The organism is Sporomusa rhizae, from assembly GCF_041428845.1.
Taxonomy (GTDB): Bacteria; Bacillota; Negativicutes; order Sporomusales; family Sporomusaceae; genus Sporomusa; species Sporomusa rhizae.
This window is the reverse complement of sequence record NZ_CP156925.1, coordinates 4356605-4379428: the sequence shown is the minus strand read 5'-3', so window position 1 is coordinate 4379428 and position 22824 is coordinate 4356605. Positions and strand designations below refer to the sequence as shown.

Annotated in this window: 18 protein-coding genes; 15 read left to right on the top strand and 3 right to left on the bottom strand. The window is 45.1% G+C overall.

Annotated features, from left to right (window positions below; translation table 11 throughout):
• Nucleotides 1-55 precede the first annotated feature (55 nt).
• The 10 genes from cobT (at nucleotide 56) to SRRS_RS20645 (ending at nucleotide 13955) form a co-directional block, all read left to right on the top strand.
• Nucleotides 56-1120 carry a nicotinate-nucleotide--dimethylbenzimidazole phosphoribosyltransferase gene (cobT, locus tag SRRS_RS20690; RefSeq protein ID WP_371363203.1) on the top strand — a complete coding sequence of 355 codons (1065 nt, stop codon included), beginning with the start codon at nucleotides 56-58 and terminating at the stop codon, nucleotides 1118-1120.
• Nucleotides 1121-1302: 182 nt separating this feature from the next.
• Nucleotides 1303-2358: an extracellular solute-binding protein gene (locus tag SRRS_RS20685; protein WP_371363202.1), complete on the top strand. Its 1056-nt coding sequence runs from the start codon at nucleotides 1303-1305 to the stop codon at nucleotides 2356-2358.
• Between the two features lie 132 nt (nucleotides 2359-2490).
• Entirely contained in the window at nucleotides 2491-3585 is a 1095-nt protein-coding gene (locus SRRS_RS20680; RefSeq protein WP_371363201.1) for an ABC transporter ATP-binding protein, read from the top strand.
• Nucleotides 3582-5246, top strand: coding sequence for an ABC transporter permease (locus SRRS_RS20675; RefSeq protein ID WP_371363200.1), 1665 nt, complete (start codon nucleotides 3582-3584; stop codon nucleotides 5244-5246). The genes SRRS_RS20680 and SRRS_RS20675 overlap by 4 nt, the downstream gene beginning before the upstream one ends.
• 103 nt (nucleotides 5247-5349) lie before the next feature.
• Nucleotides 5350-7059: a histidine kinase gene (locus SRRS_RS20670; protein WP_371363199.1), complete on the top strand. Its 1710-nt coding sequence runs from the start codon at nucleotides 5350-5352 to the stop codon at nucleotides 7057-7059.
• Nucleotides 7052-7858, top strand: a complete 807-nt coding sequence (locus SRRS_RS20665; RefSeq protein WP_371363197.1) for a helix-turn-helix domain-containing protein — start codon at nucleotides 7052-7054, stop codon at nucleotides 7856-7858. Before SRRS_RS20670 ends, SRRS_RS20665 begins: the two co-directional genes overlap by 8 nt.
• A gap of 139 nt (nucleotides 7859-7997) precedes the next feature.
• Nucleotides 7998-8765 (top strand): histidinol phosphate phosphatase, encoded by a 768-nt coding sequence (locus SRRS_RS20660; protein WP_371363196.1) that lies wholly within the window; start codon nucleotides 7998-8000, stop codon nucleotides 8763-8765.
• A gap of 4 nt (nucleotides 8766-8769) precedes the next feature.
• The gene (locus SRRS_RS20655; RefSeq protein WP_371363195.1) at nucleotides 8770-9180 is read left to right on the top strand and encodes a VOC family protein; all 411 of its coding nucleotides are present in this window, start codon (nucleotides 8770-8772) and stop codon (nucleotides 9178-9180) included.
• Between the two features lie 150 nt (nucleotides 9181-9330).
• Nucleotides 9331-10650, top strand: coding sequence for an amino acid permease (locus SRRS_RS20650; protein ID WP_371369900.1), 1320 nt, complete (start codon nucleotides 9331-9333; stop codon nucleotides 10648-10650).
• Nucleotides 10651-11021: 371 nt separating this feature from the next.
• Nucleotides 11022-13955, top strand: coding sequence for an insulinase family protein (locus tag SRRS_RS20645; protein WP_371363194.1), 2934 nt, complete (start codon nucleotides 11022-11024; stop codon nucleotides 13953-13955).
• A gap of 108 nt (nucleotides 13956-14063) precedes the next feature.
• Here the strand turns inward: SRRS_RS20645 and SRRS_RS20640 are convergent, their stop codons facing one another.
• The gene (locus SRRS_RS20640; protein ID WP_371363192.1) at nucleotides 14064-14357 is read right to left on the bottom strand and encodes a hypothetical protein; all 294 of its coding nucleotides are present in this window, start codon (nucleotides 14355-14357) and stop codon (nucleotides 14064-14066) included.
• Nucleotides 14358-14539: 182 nt separating this feature from the next.
• Here SRRS_RS20640 and SRRS_RS20635 point away from each other — a divergent pair, with 182 nt between their 5' ends.
• The 4 genes from SRRS_RS20635 (at nucleotide 14540) to SRRS_RS20620 (ending at nucleotide 19421) form a co-directional block, all read left to right on the top strand.
• The gene (locus SRRS_RS20635) at nucleotides 14540-16297 is read left to right on the top strand and encodes a hypothetical protein (protein ID WP_371363190.1); all 1758 of its coding nucleotides are present in this window, start codon (nucleotides 14540-14542) and stop codon (nucleotides 16295-16297) included.
• A gap of 132 nt (nucleotides 16298-16429) precedes the next feature.
• Nucleotides 16430-17008 (top strand): RNA polymerase sigma factor, encoded by a 579-nt coding sequence (locus SRRS_RS20630; protein ID WP_371363188.1) that lies wholly within the window; start codon nucleotides 16430-16432, stop codon nucleotides 17006-17008.
• A complete protein-coding gene (locus SRRS_RS20625; protein WP_371363187.1) occupies nucleotides 16998-17915 on the top strand; it encodes a hypothetical protein in 918 nt (305 codons plus the stop codon). The genes SRRS_RS20630 and SRRS_RS20625 overlap by 11 nt, the downstream gene beginning before the upstream one ends.
• Nucleotides 17916-18227: 312 nt before the next feature.
• Nucleotides 18228-19421: a protease complex subunit PrcB family protein gene (locus tag SRRS_RS20620; protein ID WP_371363186.1), complete on the top strand. Its 1194-nt coding sequence runs from the start codon at nucleotides 18228-18230 to the stop codon at nucleotides 19419-19421.
• A gap of 50 nt (nucleotides 19422-19471) precedes the next feature.
• Here the strand turns inward: SRRS_RS20620 and SRRS_RS20615 are convergent, their stop codons facing one another.
• Entirely contained in the window at nucleotides 19472-20686 is a 1215-nt protein-coding gene (locus SRRS_RS20615) for a DHHA1 domain-containing protein (protein ID WP_371363185.1), read from the bottom strand.
• 51 nt (nucleotides 20687-20737) lie between these two features.
• On the bottom strand, nucleotides 20738-21859 hold the full coding sequence (locus SRRS_RS20610) for an HD-GYP domain-containing protein (RefSeq protein WP_371363184.1): 1122 nt from the start codon (nucleotides 21857-21859) through the stop codon (nucleotides 20738-20740).
• Nucleotides 21860-21990: 131 nt separating this feature from the next.
• On the opposite strand from SRRS_RS20610, the gene SRRS_RS20605 reads away from it, so the two are divergent.
• Complete coding sequence (locus SRRS_RS20605) at nucleotides 21991-22806, top strand: carbon-nitrogen hydrolase family protein (RefSeq protein ID WP_371363183.1); 816 nt, start codon at nucleotides 21991-21993, stop codon at nucleotides 22804-22806.
• Nucleotides 22807-22824: the final 18 nt, after the last annotated feature.

The following is a 22824-nucleotide window of genomic DNA, read 5'->3' as shown; positions in this document are numbered from 1 at the left end:
CAAGGGTTGTGAAATATATTGAAATATAAGTGTTTCGAGGAATGAGGCGATCCGTTTGGAAGAGATTAAAAGTTTAATTGCGTCAATACAGCCTTTGAATTATAAGGCGATGGCCACAACGTTGAAACGGCTGGATGACTTGACAAAACCTGTCGGCAGTCTGGGAGGTTTGGAAAAGATGGCATGCCAACTGGCCGGTATCCGAGGAACTTTTCCACCGGCTTTACCCCGGAAAGCACTTGTTTTAATGGCTGCCGATCATGGTGTTACCGCTGAAGGCGTGGCTGCTTCTCCGCCTGCAGTTACCGAGCAAATGATATATAATTTTATTGGCGGCGGTGCGGCCATTAATGTTTTGTCACGACATGCCAATGCTGATTTAATCGTGGTTGATGTCGGTGTAAAGTGTGACTTTCCGCCGGATTTACCGATTATGCATTGCAAAATCAGGCGCGGTACTGACAATATGCGGCAGAAGGCAGCGATGTCGAGAACGGATGCTATAGCGGCAATCAAAGTCGGTATAACGATGGTTGAAACCTTAGCTTCCCAGGGTTACGCTGTTATAGGCCTTGGTGAAATGGGGATCGGCAATACTACGGCAAGCTCTGCTATAGCCAGTGTTCTTACGGGCAAACCCGTAAGCGAGGTAGTCGGAAAAGGGGGTGGCATCCCTAGTGAACGTGTCTCTCACAAGGTCCAAGTTGTCGAAGAGGCCATAGCTCATAATAAACCCAACCCCCAGGATGCAATTGACGTTCTGGCAAAAGTTGGTGGACTCGAAATTGCCGCTATGGCGGGGGTAGTGCTGGCTGCGGCCGCAAACCGGATTATGCTTGTTATCGACGGCTTTATTTCCTCCAGTGCGGTATTAGCAGCTTACAAGCTAAGCAATCGAATAAAGCCCTACTTGTTGGCCACACACTTATCGGAAGAGCCCGGCCATCAGGCGATACTTGATATAGTCGGTCTTACACCTTTCTTACAACTTAATATGTGTCTGGGTGAAGGTACAGGTGGTGTGCTTGGTATGACAGTACTGGATGCGGCGGTAAAAATACTGCACGAAATGGCAACCTTTGAAGAAGCCAAGGTGTTTCCGGTGAAGAGCAATCTATAGTTTTGCCGAATGGATCGGTGGTATTGAGCGGAATTCCTTGTTGGAGAATTCCGTTTTTGTTTTTCTAGAGTTAGGCATTTTAGTTGTCTATTTTAGATGTTTGTTGCTTTTTGTCGGATAGACAAGTAGACTTTGGATGCTAAAATTAAATTAGAATATGGATTCGTATGGGAGGAAAGGGAATGAAGCGATTCAAAAAGGCAATGGCTATCGTGCTCGCTGGATCATTAATGGGTGCATTACTGTCAGGTTGTGGTTCCAGTACCCCCGATAAACAAAAGGCAGCACAGGAAGAAAAAGTACTTACGGTCTATACGGCTCGCAGTGAAAGTCTCAATAATCTTGTTATACACAACTTTGAAAAGGATACCGGTATTAAGGTAGAAATGGTTGTTGCCGGAACCGGAGCCCTGCAGAAGCGGGTTGCTTCGGAGAAGAACAATCCATTGGGTGATATTTTGTGGGCTGCCGATCAGACTATGTTGGATTCCTCAAAAGATTTATTTATGGAATACGTTTCCACGGAAGATGCCAACATGGGTGACGCTTTTAAAAACAAGTCAGGATATTTTTCTCCGGCATTTGCTGATCCAACTGTAATTATTGTTAATAAGAATTTAACTGCGGATATCCCGGTGGAAACTTTTGATGATCTGCTTAATCCGGCGCTTAAAGGTAAAATTGCTTTCGGCGACCCGGCTAACTCCAGCTCGGCCTTTCAGTCGTTGTTGGCTATGCTGTATGCCAAGGGCAAAGATGGCGATCCGATGTCTGATGAAGCGTGGGTTTTTGTCGATAAATTGATCGCCAACCTTAACGGGAAGCTGATTAACAGTTCCGGTGCAGTACATAAGGGAGTAGCCGACGGTGAATATGCAGTTGGTTTGACCTGGGAAGATCCAGCCGCAAACTACGTTAAAAACGGAGCGCCGGTTCGGGTAGTCTTCCCGAAAGAAGGCGCAGTTTTCCCCGGTGAGTCGGTACAAATTATTAAAGGCTGCAAGCACCCTGAAAATGCCAAAAAATTCGTTGACTACATGCTTTCGAAAAAAATTCAGGAGCAAGTTGGCAAAGAGTTAACCGTTCGCCCGTTACGTAAAAATGTACAACTTGCCGATTATATGACGCCAACCGCGTCTATCAAATTATTCAGCAATTATGATGAGAGCTGGGTAGCCAAAAATAAAAATGCAATTACCGCCAGATTCAATGAACACTTGGAAAAGTCAATGAAATAGTTGTAACAGTAGAGTACAGGAAATAGCATGTGATGCTAATACAAAAGGGCCCCTTGCGACATACCCGTCATATAGCCGCAGAGGCCCTTTTGCCTATGAACATGGACAGCTAAGAAAGTCGGAGGGATTACAATGAGTGTTTCGATAAGCATTGAAGAAGTAGTTAAAAAATATGGCAATGATATTATAATCAATGAGCTATCGCTCCAGATAAAACCGGGTGAATTTTTTACTTTGCTGGGGCCGTCGGGCTGCGGAAAAACAACGCTATTACGCATGATTATCGGATTTAACTCGATTGAGGGTGGGCAGATCAAAGTTGACGATCGGGTGGTCAATGACATTCCTCCTAATAAACGCAACATGGGAATGGTGTTCCAAAATTACGCCATTTTTCCGCATATGTCGGTGAAGGAAAACGTTGCTTTTGGCCTTAAGATGCGCAAACTTCCTGAGAATCAGATAGAAAAGCAGGTTGATGAAATCTTGAAGATCGTCAAGATCGATCACTTAAAAGACCGGATGCCTGTAAAACTTTCCGGCGGACAGCAGCAACGGGTGGCGTTGGCGCGGGCTATTGTTATTCATCCTGAGGTTCTCTTAATGGATGAACCGCTTTCCAATTTGGATGCCAAACTGCGGGTAGAGATGCGTAATGCCATTAAGAATATCCAGCGGCAGATTAATATCACCACTGTATATGTTACGCACGATCAAGAAGAGGCTTTGGCAATATCTGACAGGATTGCAGTTATGCACAATGGTGTTATTCAACAGATTGATACGCCACAGAATATTTATCAGCGGCCTGTTAATACCTTTGTGTCTACCTTTATTGGCTTGTCTAATATTTTGGCTGCCGAGATTGATAAAGAGGATAGTTCGGTAGTTGTTTTTGAAGGTGGCTACCGGGTGCGCATGGAAAACCTACGAGATACCGTTAAAGCCGGACAGAAGATGCTGGTGTCTGTACGGCCGGAAGAGTTTACTGTCAAGACTGCCGGTGAAGGCCTAAAAGCGACTATCATGAGCAGTGTGTTCCTGGGGCTGACGACTCATTATTTCGTCAAACTTGCGAATGGTCAGGAAGCTCAGGTTATTCAAGACCCTGATGTCAAAGATATAATTCCGGATGGTACTGAAATCGTTCTTGGTGTAAAGACCGAGAAGATCAACGTGTTTGACCACGAAAGCAAGGCTACGGTAATCAGAGGTGGTAAACAATGAACTGTGCCGGGGAAAAACGCTTTTCTGTATGGACATCCTTCAGTCTGATAATCCTAGCTATTTTTGCAGTATTTATCATATATCCGTTGCTTTTGGTTTTGTGTAAGAGTGTGATTGACCCGCATTCGGGCAATTTTACTTTAAATTATTTAACTAAATTTTTCACCAGGAAATTTTATTGGATTACCCTTGTAAACAGCCTGCAAGTTACTGCTTGCTCCACACTACTGGCGGCGGCGCTTGGCCTGCCCATGGCCTACGTCATGCGCAGTGTTAAAATCAAGGGAAGCAACTGGCTGGATATCCTGATAGTTATTTCCTACCTGTCACCGCCCTTTATCGGCGCTTACGCCTGGATTCAGCTGTTAGGGCGCAACGGTGTGGTGACCCAGTGGATTAATGCTGCCTTTAATATTAAGTTTGACGGTATTTACGGTTTCGCCGGTATAGTGCTGGTATTTACCCTGCAGTCATTTCCACTGGTATATATGTATGTTTCGGGTGCGCTCAAGAATCTTGACAATTCGCTTAATGAAGCGGCAGAAAGCCTGGGTTGCTCCAGCTTTGGGCGGATAACTAAAATTGTTGTTCCGTTAGTAATGCCAACGTTGCTGGCCAGCTCACTCTTAGTCTTCATGCGGGTATTCGCCGACTTTGGTACGCCAATGCTGATTGGTGAAGGCTTCAAGACCATTCCGGTACTCATCTATACCCAGTTTATGAGTGAGGTAGGCGGGGATGATGGTTTTGCCGCCGCCTTGTGTGTTATCGTTATAATGTTGACTATTCTGCTGTTTTTCGTGCAGCGTTTTTTTGCCGATCGCAGCACCTATGCGATGACGGCGCTTAAGCCGATGGCCGCCCAGCAGCTGTCAGGCATAAAAAAAATTTTGTCCCATGCCTTTGTTTATCTAACGGTAGGATTGGCCATCCTACCGCAAGTTATTGTTATTTATACTTCATTCCTGAAGAGCAATGGCGGACAGGTATTTACGGGCGGTTTTGCGCTGCAAAGCTATGAGGCCACATTATTTACCAAAAATAATGACTGTCTGTGGAATACCTATGTGCTTGGGCTTGTAGCCATTAGTATAATTGTGGTTCTGGGTATTCTGATTTCTTATCTCACTGTGCGAAAAAGAAATCTCCTAAACAGTACACTAGATACCATTACGATGTTTCCCTACATTATCCCCGGATCAGTACTGGGCATTTCTTTTCTCTTTGCCTTTAATCATCCGCCCCTGCTTTTAAGCGGCACGGCGTTAATTATGATTATTGCTTTTGCTATCCGCCGGATGCCGTATACTGTCAGGTCAAGTACAGCAATTATTGGACAAATTAGTCCAAGTGTGGAAGAAGCGGCTATTTCGCTGGGCGCTTCGGAAATGAAGTCGTTCACCAAGGTGACGGTGCCGATGATGATGCCAGGAGTCCTGGCCGGTGCGATTATGAGCTGGGTAACAGTCATAAGTGAATTAAGCTCTTCCATCATTCTCTATACAAACAGCACACAGACGCTGACCATTTCTATCTATACCGAGGTTATTCGCGGCAACTACGGCAATGCGTCCGCTTATTCGACTATACTTACTCTGACTTCGATTCTGTCCTTGCTGTTATTCTTTAAACTTACCGGTAAGCGTGACATTAGTATTTGATAAGTAAAGCTAACAGGGTTCCCATTCGTTGGAACCCTGTTTTATAATGTAATTAAGACAGTAATCTTCTACTTGGTATTGCATGCGGGGAAAGAGGCGTAAAATGGGTAAAGCTGCAACTTTTAAAGATTATATGAAGCGTCTGTTTGTTGGGTACACAATTGCACTAATCCTGGTGATGTTTATTTTGTTTATCCTTTTGCTGTTTTTTAATTTCCGGTTATTTATTATGAAAGCCAACGAGGACTGCAATCAGACAGTGAGCAGCTTTATCAGCAGACATTATGCTGGTTATCAAAAGAGCATTGAAGATCTTTCTCAAAACGAGGAAGTCAAGGAAGTACTGCTGGATCGGGGCAATCTTCGCAAAGTAAATAATTTGCTATATGAGTCCTGTCTTGGACAAGAATTTAAAGCTAACTTTGTTTTGCTGAAAAGTGATGGCAGTATTGTTTCGACTAACTTATATAAGACGAATCAAATCCTATTTTCGGCTAATAGTGCAATAAAGGACGTGCTGGTCCGGTTACAAAGTGATTCCTCTGCGACCTACAGCGGCGCAGTCCGTCTTCCTTATGATAATGGTCAAAAGGCAGATTTACTGTTTGCCAGAGCCGTTTTATCGAATAGCGGACAGCTTCTGGGATACCTGTTTTTCGGCTTGCAGGAGGAAAGTCTCAGTGCCTTTTTGCGCAACCGGGATGCGGATATTATTGTTGTGACTGACCGCTTTAACAATGTCATTTTTTCTACCGACAGCCTGGTAATTGATACTTTGGGCAAATACAAACCGGAAAACGAAGGCCAACTGACGGCGGTGATCGATCAGAAACCTTATTATGTTACTACCGGAGTTTTGCCGGAAGGCGGCGTTAAGATTATTACGATGACTTCTGTTGCCAAACAACAGCAGTTTATTAAATTTGGTGTGATTTTTCTGTGCGGTATGAGTTTTTTCTTACTTATACTTGTAAAAGTACTGGCAGATAAGGTGACAGCTCGCAATCTCCGGTCTATTGATGAAATGCTTTATGCTGTTAGCGAGTGTAGAAAAGGCAATATAAATTATCGGATTAAGTCCCGGACTTTTGCTGAGTTCCAGACAGTGTACGATGAACTAAACAACATGATGATCAAACTTCAGCAGTTGATAAAAAATAACAATGAGCTTGCTGAACGCAAGCGTTTGATGGAGGTCAAACATCTCGAAGGGCAGTTTAACCCCCATTTTGTGTTCAATGTTATGGAAACGCTGCGGTATGAAATTATGATTAATCCGGAGCAGGCGGCGCAAATGGTAGTGTCCTTTGCCAACCTAATGCGCTATAGCATTAACTACGGCAGTATGCAGGTGCCGTTAAAAACGGACATCGGTTATGTTCAGGATTATCTTATGTTGCAAAAAATGCGGTACAATCAGCGATTGGCGTACACTATTGAGATTGAGGAGGCTCTTTTACACTGTCCTGTGCCGAAGCTTTTGATTCAGCCGATTGTCGAAAATAGTATTGTGCATGGGATGGAACACACCAGGAAACTGACCATACATATTACCGGACAGGCGTATGAAGACTGTTTGGCTCTTTGCGTGGAGGATGACGGACCGGGAATGAGTGCGGAGCAATTAGCTAAACTTAAGAGGTTGCTTGCCGACGAAAATGCCATGCCTAAACATATTGGTTTGTACAATGTCCACCGGGCGGCGCAGCTCTTATATGGCAAAGAATACGGCCTGACCATTGAGAGCCGTTCTGGTCAGGGGATGCGGGTTGTATTGAAGATACCGGTTATGCTGGAGGAAGAACATGTATAAAATCTTGATTGTCGAAGATGAGGACACTATCCGTAAAGGCTTACTGTTTATGGTAGATTGGCTCAAAGTAAACTGTGTTGTGGCCGGAGAGGCCGTCGACGGCGAAGAAGGCTTGGAGAAAATTAAGGAAATCCGGCCGGACATTGTGATAACAGATGTTAAAATGCCGTTTAAGGATGGACTGCAAATGCTGGAAGAAAGTATTGCAGAGTACGGGTATGAGGCAATCATTATTTCCGGTTTTAGTGAATTCGAGTATGCGAAAAAGGCAATTACGCTTAATGTTACCGAATATCTGTTAAAACCCATCGATTTTGGACATCTCTATCAGACTATTGAAAAGCTAACTGACAAGATTGAAGCCAACCGCAAAATGCGCGAATACATGGAATCACGGGAACTGGCATCTTCTGAATCTGTACTTGCCCCACAACTTCTTACAACCACTAAGAGTAAATATGTCAGCAACATGCTGGAGTATATCAAAGCCCATTACAATCAAAAAATTTCCCTGAACAGTTTAAGTAAGGAATACGGCTTTTCAACAACCTATTTGAATGCCAAATTTAAACAAGAAACCAATTACACCTTTAATGACTTTTTGAATCGTTACCGTGTATTACAGGCGGTTGAATTATTAAAGCACGATAAGATGAAGGTATATGAAATTGCCAAAGAAGTCGGTTTCCAGGATTATAAATACTTCATATTGGTATTTAAAAAGTACATTGGTTGTTCACCCAGTAAGTTTTTAAATGCACAAGGGATTAGTGAGACCGCGGGTTTATCAGATGACTAATCTTCATAGCCTAAGCTTTTGTAAGTTGAAAGCTTGGTACCAGGGGGTAAACAGACAGTAAATTTGTAGTTTGGGTATTTTTGTATTAGAATGTTATTATAAGAGAAGATGTATCTCTGGTGAATTAGGAGGCAGTGTTTTGTTATTTGATACACATATACATACACGGTATTCGAGCGATTCCCATATGACGATAGAAACAGCTATGCAGCGGGCGGATGAGCTAGGTATCGGCATGATTCTCACCGAGCATATGGATTGGGCCTGTCCGGAGCCGGATTTTACCTTCGATATCGAGCAATATTTTAAAGACTATACAAAATATCGAAGTGATAAACTGCTGCTAGGGATTGAGGTTGGCATGCAGCCCGTGTGTCTCGAGGAAAACAGGCGGCTCGTACAGGAACATCCTTTCGATTATGTTATAGGTTCTATTCATTTTGTTGACAATGAGGATGTCTATGCCGAGTCATTTTATCGTTCCCGCACTAAGCGTGAAGCCTATGACCGCTACTTTAATGCCATGCTGAATTGCATGAAGTCATATGATTTTGTAGACAGTTTGGGACATATTGATTATATCGCCCGATATGCCAGGTACGAAGATACTGAGGTCTATTACCACGAATTTAGCGACTGGATTGATGAAATACTGAAAACGGTGGCTCAAAAGGAAAAGGCCATGGAGATTAATACCCGCCGTCTGATCGATTCGGAAGCAGTAGCCAGATTGCTGCCTATCTACAAGCGGTTCTATGAACTGGGAGGGCAGATGGTGACACTTGGCTCAGATGCCCATCATCCTGAGCATGTTGGCCGCCGGCTGGATGTCGCGAGGGAGATGGCGGAGGCCTGCAAGTTGAAAGTGGTATACTTTAAAGAGCGTAAACCTGAATGGGGGAGATAGTAATATGAAAATAAAACGGATAGATGCTACAATTGGCACTGAAAAACTGGTAGAATCCAAGGAGTTTTACTGTAAGCATTTTGGGTTTGAATTAGTGTATGAAAGCGACTGGTATATTGAGTTAATCGCCCCAGATATGCCAGCGGGTATTAGTTTCATCAAGCCGCAGCGTGATGCCGGGGAGTTTTTCGGCGGCTCAGGCATTATTGTTTCGTTCGAAGTTGACGATGCCGATGCCGAATTCCGGCGGCTTACCGGCGAAGGCGTTGAGATTTGTCAGGACCTCCAGGATAAGCCGTGGGGAGAACGGAGCTTTGTTGTAAATGACCCGAATGGAGTTCATGTCTATGTCTATAAATCAATCCCGCCGACACCGGAATATAAGGCTGTTTACGATTCATTTAAAAAAGTTTAATAAAATTTCCCAATTTCCCATTGTCAGGAAAAATGATTGTGATATAATCATTCCGAAAGCATAATTTTTTATATACTGGAGGAATGATAATTGGAGGAGAAAGACACTGAGAGACAATTAAACCGGGGTCTTAAAAACCGCCATTTGCAGATGATTGCCTTGGGTGGAATTATCGGCAGCGGCTATTTTTTAGGCAGCGGTTATGTGGTTGGCAAGGCTGGCCCGGCGTCAGTGCTGGCATATTTGCTGGGAGGCCTGATTGTCTATGCAGTTATGGTGTGTTTAGGGGAGCTGGCTGTCGCCCGGCCAATCGCCGGTTCGTTTATCAGCTACACCCGTGACTATATATCACCGGCCTGGGCCTGCGGTGTGGGCTGGTGTTACTGGTTAACCTGGGTAACCTATGTCCCCTCAGAAATGATTGCAGCCGGGATCATCATGAACGATTTCTTTCCGCAGGTAAGTGCCATGTGGTGGGCCGTTCTGTTTGGTCTGGCAATTACAGTAATTAATTTGTCCCGGGTACATTTGTTCGGGGAAATGGAGTTCTGGCTGGCCCTGTTTAAAATTTCCGCCCTTATTATGTTTTGCGCCTTGGCTATAATGATTTTCTTTGGCGCCATCGGCGGCGGCGAGGTTCTTGGCACCAGTGTGCTGCTGTCAAGAGGCGGCTTTGCACCGGAAGGGTACTGGTCAGTGCTGTTGACTATGGTTATTATTCTGGTAAATTTCCAGGGATCGGAAATCATCGGATTGGCCGCCGGGGAAAGTAAGGAGCCGGCGAAAACTATTCCAGCCACTATTCGGCAGATTACGATTCGCATTATCGCGCTGTATATTATCCCCATGTTGCTCTTAGTGACGATTTTTCCCTGGGATAAAGCCAGCCTGGCAAGCAGTGTGTTCGCGGCGGCGTTGAGCGCATATGGTTTGGAATGGGCGGGTGCGATTTTCTCCTTTGTTGTTTTAACGGCGGCGATATCCTGTTCCAACTCAGGCCTGTACGGTTGCACCCGCGCCTTATATGCACTGGCACAGGAGGGGATGGCACCAAGTTGGTTGGGGCGTTTAAATAGCCATGGCGTGCCTCACAATGCCACGACAGGGTCTATTGTGGTGTGCTGGCTGGTTGTCGTGTTATACACTCTTGACCAGGATAAAAACATTTATACTTATTTGCTGGCATTGTCCGGATTTGCCGGCGCTATTGCCTGGATATCGATTTGTTGGAGCCAGCTTAACTTCCGTCGGCAGCTAAGCCCGAAAGAAGTTTCTGAATTAAAATATAAAGCTCCTCTGTTTCCGTATATTACCTATTTCGGGATATGGGTCCAGGTGGCGTGCCTGTTTATGGTCGCTTTTACGGAAGAATTACGAATTTCGTTTTACATCGGAGTTCCGCTCCTGGTAATGCCCATTATTATCTACCGGTGGTTGGGTATGCGCAAACAGCCGGCTATCGAACAGTAAATACGTAATAGCAGCATGTCGGCCAGGTAAATGCCGGCATGCTTTTTTATTTTTCTTATGTAAAAGTTTTGGACGTACTTTTCCAAGGAGCAAAGTGGAACTCTGCGCGGGCAAACAATTCGATCCTCTTCTCTTGGTGGCATTTAAGCATGTTTCATTATGTTAAAGTAGATTAACGTAATTAAATATTGTTAAGCGGGAGAATCTAGTAGTAGATTCTCTTTATTTATTTTTGCAGGAAAACTGTCCCATTTTGCCGAAAGCCAAACTAAGGCTAGTTATTTACTGAGCATGCGGTAGATAACCGCCTATTAACTTTCTGGCATGGCACTACATAGGATAAATAAATTTTAAAAAAGAGAGGTAAACATATGTCCTTTAAGGTTGGTCAAACAGTTCATGGTTTTAAGTTGCTTGACGCGAGAAACGTAGCTGAGATTAACTCCGATGCCAAGCTTTTTTTACATGAACAAAGCGGCGCCCGGTTGTTATACTTGGGAAACGACGATGATAATAAAGTGTTTTCCATTACCTTCCGTACCCCACCGGAGGATTCTACCGGGGTACCGCATATTGTAGAGCATTCCGTACTTTGTGGTTCGCGTAAATTTCCCATCAAAGAACCGTTCGTAGAACTTGTTAAGGGTTCGCTTAATACATTTCTTAATGCCATGACTTTTCCCGATAAAACCATGTATCCTGTTGCTAGTCGTAATGATAAAGATTTTCGCAATCTAATGGATGTTTATCTAGACGCAGTGCTATATCCCGTTATGTTGGAGACGCCCGAAATTCTAATGCAGGAAGGCTGGCATTATGAGCTGCCGGATAAAAAAGCCGAACTTACTTTTAAAGGTGTCGTCTATAATGAAATGAAAGGCGTTTTTTCCTCTCCCGACGCACTGTTGGAACATCAAATTTTTGCCGCGCTTTTCCCTGATACTACGTATGGCGTAGAGTCCGGTGGCGACCCTGAATATATCCCGGATCTTACGCAAGAACAGTTTGTGGCTTTTCACAAAAAATACTATCACCCATCCAATAGCTATATCTTCCTTTATGGCGACATGGACTTAGAAGATAATCTTAAATTTATCCATGAAGAATACCTGAAAGATTTTACCGCCAGCAAAGTTGATTCCGAGATTCCGCTGCAACAACCGTTTACTGAAACTGTGGTGAAAATTGTTGATTACCCGGTATCGCCTGACGAGTCCAAGAAAGATAAAACATTTATTACCCTCAATATTGCCGCAGGTAAGGCTGTTGATCCGGAAAGCTATCTGGGGCTAATGATACTCGAACATATTCTTTTGGAAACACCGGCTGCGCCGCTTAAAAAGGCCCTTCTGGATGCCGGGTTGGGTAAAGAGGTTTTCGGCAGCTACAGTAAGAGCATTCTGCAGCCAACAATGACTTTTGGCGTAAGCGGTGCGAACCCCGACCAGGTAGAAACTTTTAAAACTACAATTGATGCTGAATTGAAAAAGCTGGCTAACGAGGGTTTGGATAAAAAACTGGTCGAATCGTCTGTTAATATTTTTGAATTCCACTTAAGGGAAGCCAACTATGGCAACCGCCCTAAAGGGCTTGTCTATAACATGAAATGTTTAGACAGCTGGCTGTACGATGAAGATCCTTTAATTCACTTGGCCTATGAACCCGTGCTTGACAAAATAAAGCGCAATTTCAAAAAAGGGTATTTTGAAAAACTAATCAAGACTTGTCTTTTGGATAACCCTCACCAAGCGTTGGTGGCGTTACAGCCCAATGGTGAGATCGGCGGGCAAAAAGCGGTTGAACTCAAGGATAAACTGGCTAAGTATAAAGCCAGCCTCAGCAAGGAGGAGCTTGGGATACTTATTAAACAGACCCAGGCACTTAAAACGCGTCAGGAAACTCCGGATGCTCCGGAAAAGCTGGAGTTAATTCCTCTTCTGGATTTAAAAGATATTGATCCCAAAACGGAAGAATTGGTAATAAGCGAGCAGAAAGAACAAGGACTGCCCGTACTTCTGCATCCTATGTTTACCAACCAAATTGCCTATGTAAACCTATACTTTAATACCGGTGCGATATCCGAATCCGATTTACCCTATCTGTTTTTACTTGCCGATATCTTAGGTAAGGTTGATACCGAAACATACCCATATACCGAGTTAGCTAAGGAAATTAATATTCACACAGGCGGCTTTAACTATGATGTTTTAGCTTTCTCCGAAAGCGGCGACGACCAAACGTTTACACCGATGTTTAGGGTCAAAGCCAAAGCACTTGTTAAGAAACTGCCGGAAATGTTTAGCTTGCTCGGCGATATAACCGGCGGCAGCTTGTTTAAGGATGCCGGACGTCTCAAGGAAATCATCCGTGAACTCAAAGCGGTTTGGGATACGGCTATATTCCGCCGTGGTCAGCAGGTAGTCGCCAGCAGACTGTTATCCTATATTTCTCCCGTTGCCAAGTTTAACGAAGTCGGTCAACTGACGTACTATAAATTTATTGCCGAACTCGAGCAAGACCTCGATGCTAAGGTACGGGAGATTGGCCGGAACTTAGCGACTGTGGCCCAAACCGTGTTCAACCGCGATAACTTGCTTGTCGGTATAACCTGCGATGAAAAGGAGTATAAAACCTTTGCGCAGAGCTTCCCAAAATTGTTAGAAAAATTGGGAACAAGACAGTTTAAACCGGTAAAATACAGCTTTCAGCCCGATATCCGTAATGAGGCTCTGTTGACTTCCGGCAAAGTGCAGTATGTTGCCAAAGGTGGTAATTTCCGCCGGCTAGGCTTTGATTTTCACGGCAGTATGAAAGTGCTTGAGACTATTTTGCGGTATGACTATCTCTGGAATCGAATCCGGGTGCAGGGCGGAGCGTATGGTGCGTTCGCTCAGTTTGACCGCAGCGGCAATGTGGTATTTGGCTCCTACCGGGATCCCAATCTGGCAGATACAATTAAGGTATATGATGAAACGGTTGACTATCTGAACGACTTCACTAACCAGAATGTAAGTAAACGGGAAATGACCAAATATATCATTGGCACTATGAGTAGCATGGATACGCCGTTAACACCCCAGATGAAAGGCGAGCGCGCCGATGTCGCATATATTCGCAATATCAGTCAAGCCGATCTGCAGCAAGAACGCGATGAAATTTTGGCAACCAAGCAAAAGGATATTAAGAAACTGGCTGATATTGTCGAGGCTGTTATGAAGGCCAATTGTCTGTGTGTGATGGGCGGAGAACAAAAAATTAAAGCCAACAAAGATTTGTTTGGTAAGCTAATTACTGTAATTGATTAACTAAGAAATAAACAATTGCCACGCAAACCTGCGTTAACGAGAATTTTCGTTATTGCAAAACGGCGTGGCAATTGTTGTTCGCATGAGGGGACAGGCAGTCCGTACGACTTACTCCGCAGTCAATAGTCCTTGTGTTGCCAGAGATTCATCGCTTTCCCAAGACTCTACAATTGCTTTTGCGGTACGATAATCAAATCCCATACCCATTAAATAGGTTATAAGCGCAAGCTCGGTCATGGCGTGACGAGGACTGGTTTCTTCGATTTCTTTCAGTCCCTGCCGGATGGCTGGCTCAACTTGGATCAGAAAATAACATGGAGATAGCGTCTGTCCGGGAACAAATTGAATTATTGGGGCTTGCCGTTTCTGGCGGTTGGAGAGCATTTGTTGAAAACTGGCCATTACGTTGCCTCCTTTTGGGTTTTACTATAGTTTATGTATTGTCTGGATATTGTGTGTTATGTTAAGGTTAAATAATGAGTAAACGTAAAAGTAATAGTTGTAGCAGGAAAGCTGCTGGAAGAGCGGAATAATAGCAATAATGGAGATTCTGTGTATACCTGGAAAGGGAGGACGAAATAACCATGGATGTTAAACCAATCGTTGCAACTGGCAATACTTCGGCAGTAACGCCACAAAATACAGAGACGGGGGAAACTCAGCCTATAATCCAGCCTGCGGTCCAGGCGGACAATCAGGCGGCCGCTCAAACGGACAATCAAGCAGCCACTCCGCAACCTGCTAGACCGGCCCAGACCGCGGGAAGTCAAAGCAATGCCGCGACTCAGGCCGTGCTGGTTGCCCTGGAAGGAGCTATTAGCAGTGAGCTGAGTGAGCTTGCCAAAATGCTTGCTAACCGGACTGAACTTGTGAACAAGTTGCCAACTGAAATAAAAGAAATGGTTAAAATGATTTTTACCCAGGTGCAGGAGACGCAAGTTGCGTTGCCTGCCGGTTTAGCTGAGCTATTGAAATCGCCCAAGGCAACAACTGAAAAATTGGATCTATTGGCCTCTCTGTTAGAAGAAGCCGCAGGTTTACCTACCAAGGATAAACAAACTACCGTAATGACAGCGGGTAAACAGCAGATTCCTAAAGACCTTATTGATATTTGGCGCAATAACCAGCCTGAGGAGCTAAAAACGGCGGTTAAAGTCTTGCAGGAATTGGTACAGTCAGCCTCCCGGCCAACTGCCTCGGATCCGGAAGTCCGGGATGTACCTGGTGCTGCTAAGAACGGTCAAACAGCAATTGTGCCGGAGGATGTTCAGGCGTCTCAGCCAGGGCAGAATGCCGGACAGAAAGGCATGCCGGCAGCAACGCCACAGATGGAGGCCGGCACAAATGAAAATCCGACTGCTCAGGCGGCATCTAAGCAGCTAGTGGAAGAAGGAGGACAGCAGGAAGCAAACACTGCTGGATCTGTCAATAATAAACCAATTAATCAATCAGAGGCTAAACAAGCCGCCGGCCAGCAACCACCGGTTGCTGGGGCGGAGGGTAAAGACCAGGTTGTCGCTAAAGCTGCGGTAGATAAGCAACAGCAGGAAGGCTCCGCTGCCAAGCCTCAAAACCAGTCTGAATCTGCCGTTAGACCAAGCAGTACTATGGTTAGCGAGCAGGATCGCACAATGTTGTTGAAAACTATGGCCAGCAGGCCGGATTTAGTAAAAAGTTTGCCGCCCGAGATCAAAGAGATGATTCAAGCAATCTTGCGGCAGCAGCCAAATCCGAAGGAAACTGCCAATTTACCGGAACCTTTGGCTAGGTTTATTTCAGCGCAGCAACCGGCGTCCGAGAAACTTATCTTACTTGCCACCGTGTTAACAGAGGCTGCCTCGCAGCCACGGACAGGACGGCAGCAAGGTGGCCAGCAGGAGCAGGCGTTAGCTGAAATTATTAACCTGTTGCAAAACAAAAATCATGAAGATGTTAAATTGGTGGCCAGGGTAGTTCGCGAGTTGGCTGACACCATGCCCAAACCGGGCGGTATGGTGGCGGAACGCCAGGATAGCCAGAGCATTTTGTCTTTTACGCTGCCCTTATCATTCGGCGATGGGCAAACGGTTTATCCTGCGCATATTCATGTATATCATCAACAAGAAGAAGATAAAAAAAATCCCGGACAGCATGTTACCGAGACTTGGCTTAGGGTTTGTTTGGAAACTGAGAATATCGGCATAGTGGAAACGGCGTTTCATTTGTATGACGGCGAGAACCTTGATGTCAAAGTGCGGTTTGCCGACCAAGAAGCAGCAGATGGATTTGCCGAAAGCGTGGATGAGGTAAAAGCGCAACTGGAACAACTGCCGTTTACCTTAGGTGAGTTTTTGGTGCGGTAGCGATAAGGTTTGTTTTGGTGTAAGGGATTTTTTTCAATTATGTGGAAAATACTATTAAGTGCTGATAATAGCGTTACTTATTTACGGCAGTAACGTTAAATATTATGTACAGACAAAGTGTGGTGACAAGGATTGCCTCAAGACGAAAACCGTATAATTGCGAAAGCCAAGGCGGGGGACCGGGAAGCGCTTAATGAATTAGTTACAAGCCATTGGGCGTACATCTACCGGCTGGCATTAGCGAAAACCGGCAATCCGGACGATGCGCAGGAAATTGCCCAGGACACATTTGTGAAAGCGCTGGCCGCACTGCCTCGATATAAAGAAACCAATGCCACATTTAAAACTTATTTATCACGAATCGCCCTTAATCTGATTATTGACTATTATCGTAAACGCGGCCGCGCACCGCAAGTCGTGGACATTACTGAGTATACAGAGCCTATTGTTGATAAAAGCATCAGCCCCGACCAAACGGTTGTTCAGGCCGAACGGCGGGAAGAGGTTGCCAAAATGCTGGCGCTGCTGCCGGAAGAACAGCGGCAAGTTGTGGAACTGCGTATAGTTCAAGGGTTGGCGGTTGCCGATACCGCCCGCATAATGGGTAAAAGCGCTGCTGCCGTTAAAATGCTGCAGCAGCGGGCTTTGAAAAAATTAAAAGATTTGTTTGAGGAAAACGGCATTACAGGAGGTGAAGCAGGTGCAGGATAATACCAATATAGAAAAAAGACAAGCGGAAGTGTTGTCAGATGCTATTGATGCTCTTAATAAAGGAGAGCAGCCGGAAAAAAGTCAGGACGCGGCATTAGCCGAGCTTATTCGTACGGCAAATATAGTGAAAAATGCCGCTCAGCCGCAGATTGTACCACCTCCGGCAATTCTTGACGATATTGTTACTCAGGCAGCCGCTAATATACACCAAAACAAGAAGAAAAAACGCCTGACTTGGGGATTTGCGAGTTTGTCAGGAGCTGCTGCTGCGGTATTGTTGTTTTTCTTTATCCATGCTTTTCACCCTGGTGCCCCGGAGCAGCAACTAGCTAAAACACCTGAGCCTGTACCCGCTCCTGTTACAGAAGCGCCGCAGCCGCCGACTATCGCGAAAGCCCCGCCAGACTTAATCACACCACAGGAAAAGACCAGATTGCCCGCCCCTTCTGTCAAGGAGAGACGGGAGAGAGCTAATAATGTTGGTCAGCCGGAAACTGGCGCTCCCAGTCAGGAACCGCTTGGGGCGCTTGTGCCGCCAACTTCTACTGTTCCGGCCGACAGTGGTACAATGCTGGCGTTACGTGACCGAAAGGCCGATGTTGTTACTATTGATGCTGCTAGTAAAATTATCCGGCAAGTCTACCATCAGGGTGCTCCTGATGAAATTATTATCACTCAAGCCCCTAAACGGCAGACTTTTGCCCGCGCTGCCATGCCCAAGCAGGCCGCAACACAGTTCAAAGCATCTGCCAAGTCGGCTAATGAATCCAGCGACATAAAGCCACCTAACCGCAATAAAGTGACAGTCACGGTTGAGGATTCTGAAGTTACCCTGGAAGGTTCGGCTTCGGAAGATGAACTTCTCAATCTTGCCAAGACAATGACTAAGGTCAGTGTTGCTAAGTGAATAAAATAAGGTTATCTGACAGGCTGTGCAAAAACGTAACAGGTTTTTGCACAGCCTGTTTTTTGTGTCATAGACAAATGCATTGTTTAGTAAACGCAGTAGGTTTGTTTTCCTGATAGAAAGTATAACTTTCGCCTGGATAAGGGCAACATCGGCCTCCGCTTTCGCCAAAGGCTCGGCGCAAGCCGTGTTTTCTTTATCATTTTTTACCACTAAAAATAGCGTTACTTTTGCGATATGGACACGTTTAAGTATATGAATGACTTAACAGTCAGTTGACATAGATTTTTAACATAGAAAAGAGGAGCAACAATGAATACTCACAAGAAACAAACTAAGTTTATCTCAGCAGTTACCGGCATAGCAGTATTGACAGCAGCCACCGCTTTTGCCGCCTTGCCGGATGAAGCTTCTGCCAAGTGGTTAAATTGGACAAGACCTGCGGTAACGCAAACCGAGGTTGAAGCAAGCCAAACCCAAGCCGCTGCTTCCAACGTTGCACCCGAAGCTAAACCTGTCATCAACGGCGACCTGGAAATAGCCCCTGATGCCCCAGCAAAAGCACTAAGTAGTATAATCACTGTGGGAGCAGAACCGGCGGCGAATAATGATAAACCGGTAATAGAGCTTGAAGATACGGCTAGCAAGGCGGGTGTCATTGGGACGGTTGTCAGCAGCAAGGTTGTTATCGGCAGCTCTCGCACACCCTATCATAATATTGACGTTGGCCCAGGGGTGGAAGGCTTAGATTATGCTAAAGTCATCAAATGGCAGCAAAATGTTGACGCCGGCTATGAACGCTGGCGGCTTGACCCCATGCAGGTCGCCCGCAAAGAAGGCAAAAACTACGGCTTTACCGATAAAGATACTTTTACCATCGTTAAGCGCTTAGAAAAGAGCAGCCTCTCACGGCATGGCGAGATTCATATCAAAGTTAACCATAACGATAAAGAATATACGATGATCCTGGTTAAACCGTTTGGTGGCGGCGATGCCATTTGGACAACCTATAAGGTGATTGGTCAGTATAAACCAGTGCCACCGGTTGAAACAGAAGGCAAAACTATATTTGCGACCGACAAATTTAATGGCTGGAAATGGTACAATAATCGTTATTTCAAAGATATGGCTTTTGCTACCATTGTTAATTATGACGCACAGCTCAAACAAGACTCGCGCATCCCGGAAAATGTTTTAAACAGGGTTAAAGATGTAGACTATAATAAGAAGGTAGTTTTATTCGCTTATCTTGGTACTGCCCCTACAGGCGGTTATGGTGTTGGAATTGAAAAGGTGACCATGAATGCAAATAAAATGACAGTTACTGTTCACACCCGGAGTCCGCAGCCCGGTGCGCCGGTTACGCTGGCGATGACCCAGCCGTCCGATTATTTGGTAATCGACAGAGTAATTGTTGATATCTGGGGTGGGGTAGATATCACTTTTATCGACCAAAAAGGACAAGTTTTAAGCAAAAACAAGCTGACAATTATCCATAGAAGCTAACAGCAAAAAAAAGAGAGATGGCCGGTTTTGTCCAGGCCATCTCTCCTTTGTTACTTAGATTCCAGCAGAAAATCTCTGGCTACAGCCAGGGCTTGCCGGATGCCAGCAATATTAGAGCCGCCGCCCTGGGCAGCTTGAGGGCTGCCGCCGCCTTTGCCATTGATATGGGGCAGGGCGACTTTGAGGGCTGCATTCATATTAACGTCAGTAAGGGTGGGATTGGCGCCAAAAACTAAATGCGCCTTGGTATTATCAGCATTACTCCCGGCTAATAGTGCAACAGCAGCAGGATGTGTTATTAGTTCCCGGGCCAAGTCGTTAAGTGCGGCGGGAGAGATATTGGTTTGCGTATAGGTGATAATGTGCCAGTCGCCGGACACTTGGGACTGGGAGTAGAGTTTATGCGCCAAATGTTGGGTTAACTCCTTTTGTGCTGCGGTTAATTCTTTATTAAGTGTATCCAGCCGGGCCGCCTGTTTATCGTAGGCGGAGCTTAATTCAGCCGGAGGAACGGATAATTTGCCTGAGAGATCTTTTACTGTTTCGTTCTTTTCCTGATAATCGGCTAAGGCCCGTAAGCCACAGACAAAATCAATGCGAATACCGCTTTTCTTGCGTTCCCAGCTGCGGATTTTAATTAGGCCGATTTCTCCTGTTGAGGCAACGTGAGTGCCGCCGCAGGGGCAGCAATCAAAATCTGGGACTTCAATCAAGCGCAGGTTATCGTAATGCTTGGTAGGCTGCTTACGCAAAGGGAATTTGTTTAAACCCGAAGAATCTATAAAATGAATGTGGATAGGCGTATTCTTAAACACTATAGTATTGGCGGCACGTTCTACCTCGGCTGCTTGTTCGGCAGTAAGGACTTCGATATCCAGATCAATTTGACTGGACGTTTGCCCTAAATGAAAGCCTATATTGCTGGCATTCAAAACTTTGCCAAAAGCACCTGTTAGTACATGTTCGCCGCTGTGCTGCTGCATGTGGTCAAACCGTCGGGCCCAGTCAACAGTTCCGGTCACTTTCTCTTCTTTAGGGCAAGTGTCTAAGATATGCAGTATTTCGCCGTTTTTTTCCTGTACGTCCAGTACCCGGAACCCATCAATTAGTCCGGTGTCGGCCGGTTGGCCGCCGCTTTCAGGATAAAAGGCGGTACGATCTAAGATTACGGCAGATTGGCCTGATGGCAAAGCGACGGAGGAAACAATTCGAGCCGTAAAATTTGTTACATAGGAATCAGAATAATATAGTTTATCGGTGGGCAAAGTAATCCCCCTTTTTTATCTGCGAAAAGAAATAATGTATAATGAAGTTAATCATTTCGGTAATTTAGCACTCAAATGTAATACTTCATCCGGTGTGAAAATTTTATTAATAAAGAGAGTCAGCTCTTTAGTTAAATCAATTTCCCGTCCGTTGGTCAAATGATATCCATTTTCATCAAAGATAATTCGTAACGTTGGTCTCGTCTGCAATCCGGGGAGGACTTTTACTACGATAGCAATTTCGCCGGTATTAAGTTGGACAATGCTCTCTAACGGATATATAGCAATCTGATTGAGGAATAGTCGCAGAATAAACGGATCAAAATGAGTATTAGCAAGCGACATCATGATTTCGTATGCTTCGTACGGTAAATTGGCTTCCTTGTACGGCCTGTCCGAAGTAATGGCATCATAGACATCAGCAATAGCGACAATTCGGGCATACTCGTGGATATCGGCTCCGCCAAGATTGCGGTTATAGCCACTACCGTCAAATTTTTCATGGTGCTGAAACGCAATATGCGCAGAAACCAGGGGGATTTCCTCTTGCCGGCGGAGAATATCAAAACCGAAGTCTGGATGTTGTTCCATAATTTGTCGTTCTTCAGCGGTCAGCGGCCCTGGTTTTAGCAAAATATCTTTAGGAACAAGCATCTTGCCGGTATCGTGCAGAAGAGCACCGAGGGCCAGTTCCCGCAGCTTAAACATATCATAGCCTAGCTTCATTCCGGTTAAGGTAGAAAGTACACAGACATTTACCGAGTGGCCAAAGGTATAGCCGTCACGGGCGCGCAGATCTGTTAAATGAATCATGGCGCCACGATTCTCAATGATTTCTTTGATAAGAAATTCAGCTGTTTCTTTAAAAGGCTGTGTATCAAGCTCTCGGTTGATTACAAAATTCTGAAATGCGGAATGTACAACTTGTACAGCTTGTACCCGTGTTTCCTCACGGACGACTTCCGGGATAGTATCAAACAGATCGTTAGCGGTTACGTGGTCCGTAAATGGATTTTTTATGTAAACGCTCGTTAAGTCAAACTGCTGCAATCGTTCAATATGCGCAGGGGCCAGCACAGTATCCGCGCTTAGCAACAGTACACCATCTGTACTGTAAATATTGCGGGCAACTGCCATTCCTGGTTGTAAATGAATTGCTGCAACTTTTTGCATGTTGTCAATGCCTCCAGACGTTTTACCAGGAGGAATTATTCGACATTTCATGCTGTAAATTCCTTCAGACAGAAAGCAATCTATAAAAAAAATTCCCGTGTTTTAAAAATATAGTTGGGGGGTATCGAAAAATGTCTGTTTTTACTGTTGGAATTTGTCAAATGGGGGTTGTTACTGATAAACAAGCCAATATTGATAAAGCCCGCCGCATGATTGGAGAAACTGCGGCGAGTGGCAGCAGGCTTGTAGTTTTGCCGGAAATGTTCAACTGTCCCTATCAATCAGAATTGTTTCCGCAATATGCCGAGAGCCGTCCGGATGGGCCGACAATTGCTATGCTTAGCGAATGTGCCGCTAAACATAACATCATCCTTGTCGGTGGTTCTATTCCTGAGCGTGACGCTGCCGGCAATATCTATAATACCAGCTTTATTTTTGACGAAACAGGAAAACTAATTGGTCATCATCGCAAAATACATCTGTTTGACGTTAATATCAAAGGTGGCACGGTGTTTCAGGAATCTAAAACCTTAGCAGCAGGTAACAGCATGACTGTGGTAAATACCTCATTGGGCACGTTGGGAATAGGGATTTGCTATGATGTCCGCTTTCCGGAGTTGGCAAGATCTATGGCGCTTAAGGGAGCGCAAATTCTTATTTATCCGGCAGCGTTTGGGCCGGTGACCGGTCCGGCGCATTGGGAACTGTTATTGCGGTCTCGGGCAGTTGATAATCAGGTATACGTGATTGGCGCTGCGCCGGCGTTAAATGCCGCCGCTGAGTATAAGGCGTACGGACATTCCATGCTTGTTGACCCCTGGTCAAGGGTACTGACAGTAGCTAATGCAGAGGAAACGATAATTACAGGCAAAATTGATTTAAGAACCTTAGTAAGAGTGCGGGAGGAACTGCCGCTCTTGCAGCATAGAAAGCCTGAAGTGTATTAAGGTAGGGAGGCACGTTCA

Excerpts from the sequence above, each read along its gene's own strand:
- SRRS_RS20685 (WP_371363202.1), top strand. The coding sequence starts at position 1,303 with ATGAAGCGATTCAAAAAGGCAATGGCTATCGTGCTCGCTGGATCATTA.
- SRRS_RS20680 (WP_371363201.1), top strand. The coding sequence starts at position 2,491 with ATGAGTGTTTCGATAAGCATTGAAGAAGTAGTTAAAAAATATGGCAAT.
- SRRS_RS20675 (WP_371363200.1), top strand. The coding sequence starts at position 3,582 with ATGAACTGTGCCGGGGAAAAACGCTTTTCTGTATGGACATCCTTCAGT.
- SRRS_RS20670 (WP_371363199.1), top strand. The coding sequence starts at position 5,350 with ATGGGTAAAGCTGCAACTTTTAAAGATTATATGAAGCGTCTGTTTGTT.
- SRRS_RS20665 (WP_371363197.1), top strand. The coding sequence starts at position 7,052 with ATGTATAAAATCTTGATTGTCGAAGATGAGGACACTATCCGTAAAGGC.
- SRRS_RS20655 (WP_371363195.1), top strand. The coding sequence starts at position 8,770 with ATGAAAATAAAACGGATAGATGCTACAATTGGCACTGAAAAACTGGTA.
- SRRS_RS20650 (WP_371369900.1), top strand. The coding sequence starts at position 9,331 with ATGATTGCCTTGGGTGGAATTATCGGCAGCGGCTATTTTTTAGGCAGC.
- SRRS_RS20645 (WP_371363194.1), top strand. The coding sequence starts at position 11,022 with ATGTCCTTTAAGGTTGGTCAAACAGTTCATGGTTTTAAGTTGCTTGAC.
- SRRS_RS20640 (WP_371363192.1), bottom strand. The coding sequence starts at position 14,357 with ATGGCCAGTTTTCAACAAATGCTCTCCAACCGCCAGAAACGGCAAGCC.
- SRRS_RS20635 (WP_371363190.1), top strand. The coding sequence starts at position 14,540 with ATGGATGTTAAACCAATCGTTGCAACTGGCAATACTTCGGCAGTAACG.
- SRRS_RS20620 (WP_371363186.1), top strand. The coding sequence starts at position 18,228 with ATGAATACTCACAAGAAACAAACTAAGTTTATCTCAGCAGTTACCGGC.
- SRRS_RS20610 (WP_371363184.1), bottom strand. The coding sequence starts at position 21,859 with ATGCAAAAAGTTGCAGCAATTCATTTACAACCAGGAATGGCAGTTGCC.
- SRRS_RS20605 (WP_371363183.1), top strand. The coding sequence starts at position 21,991 with ATGTCTGTTTTTACTGTTGGAATTTGTCAAATGGGGGTTGTTACTGAT.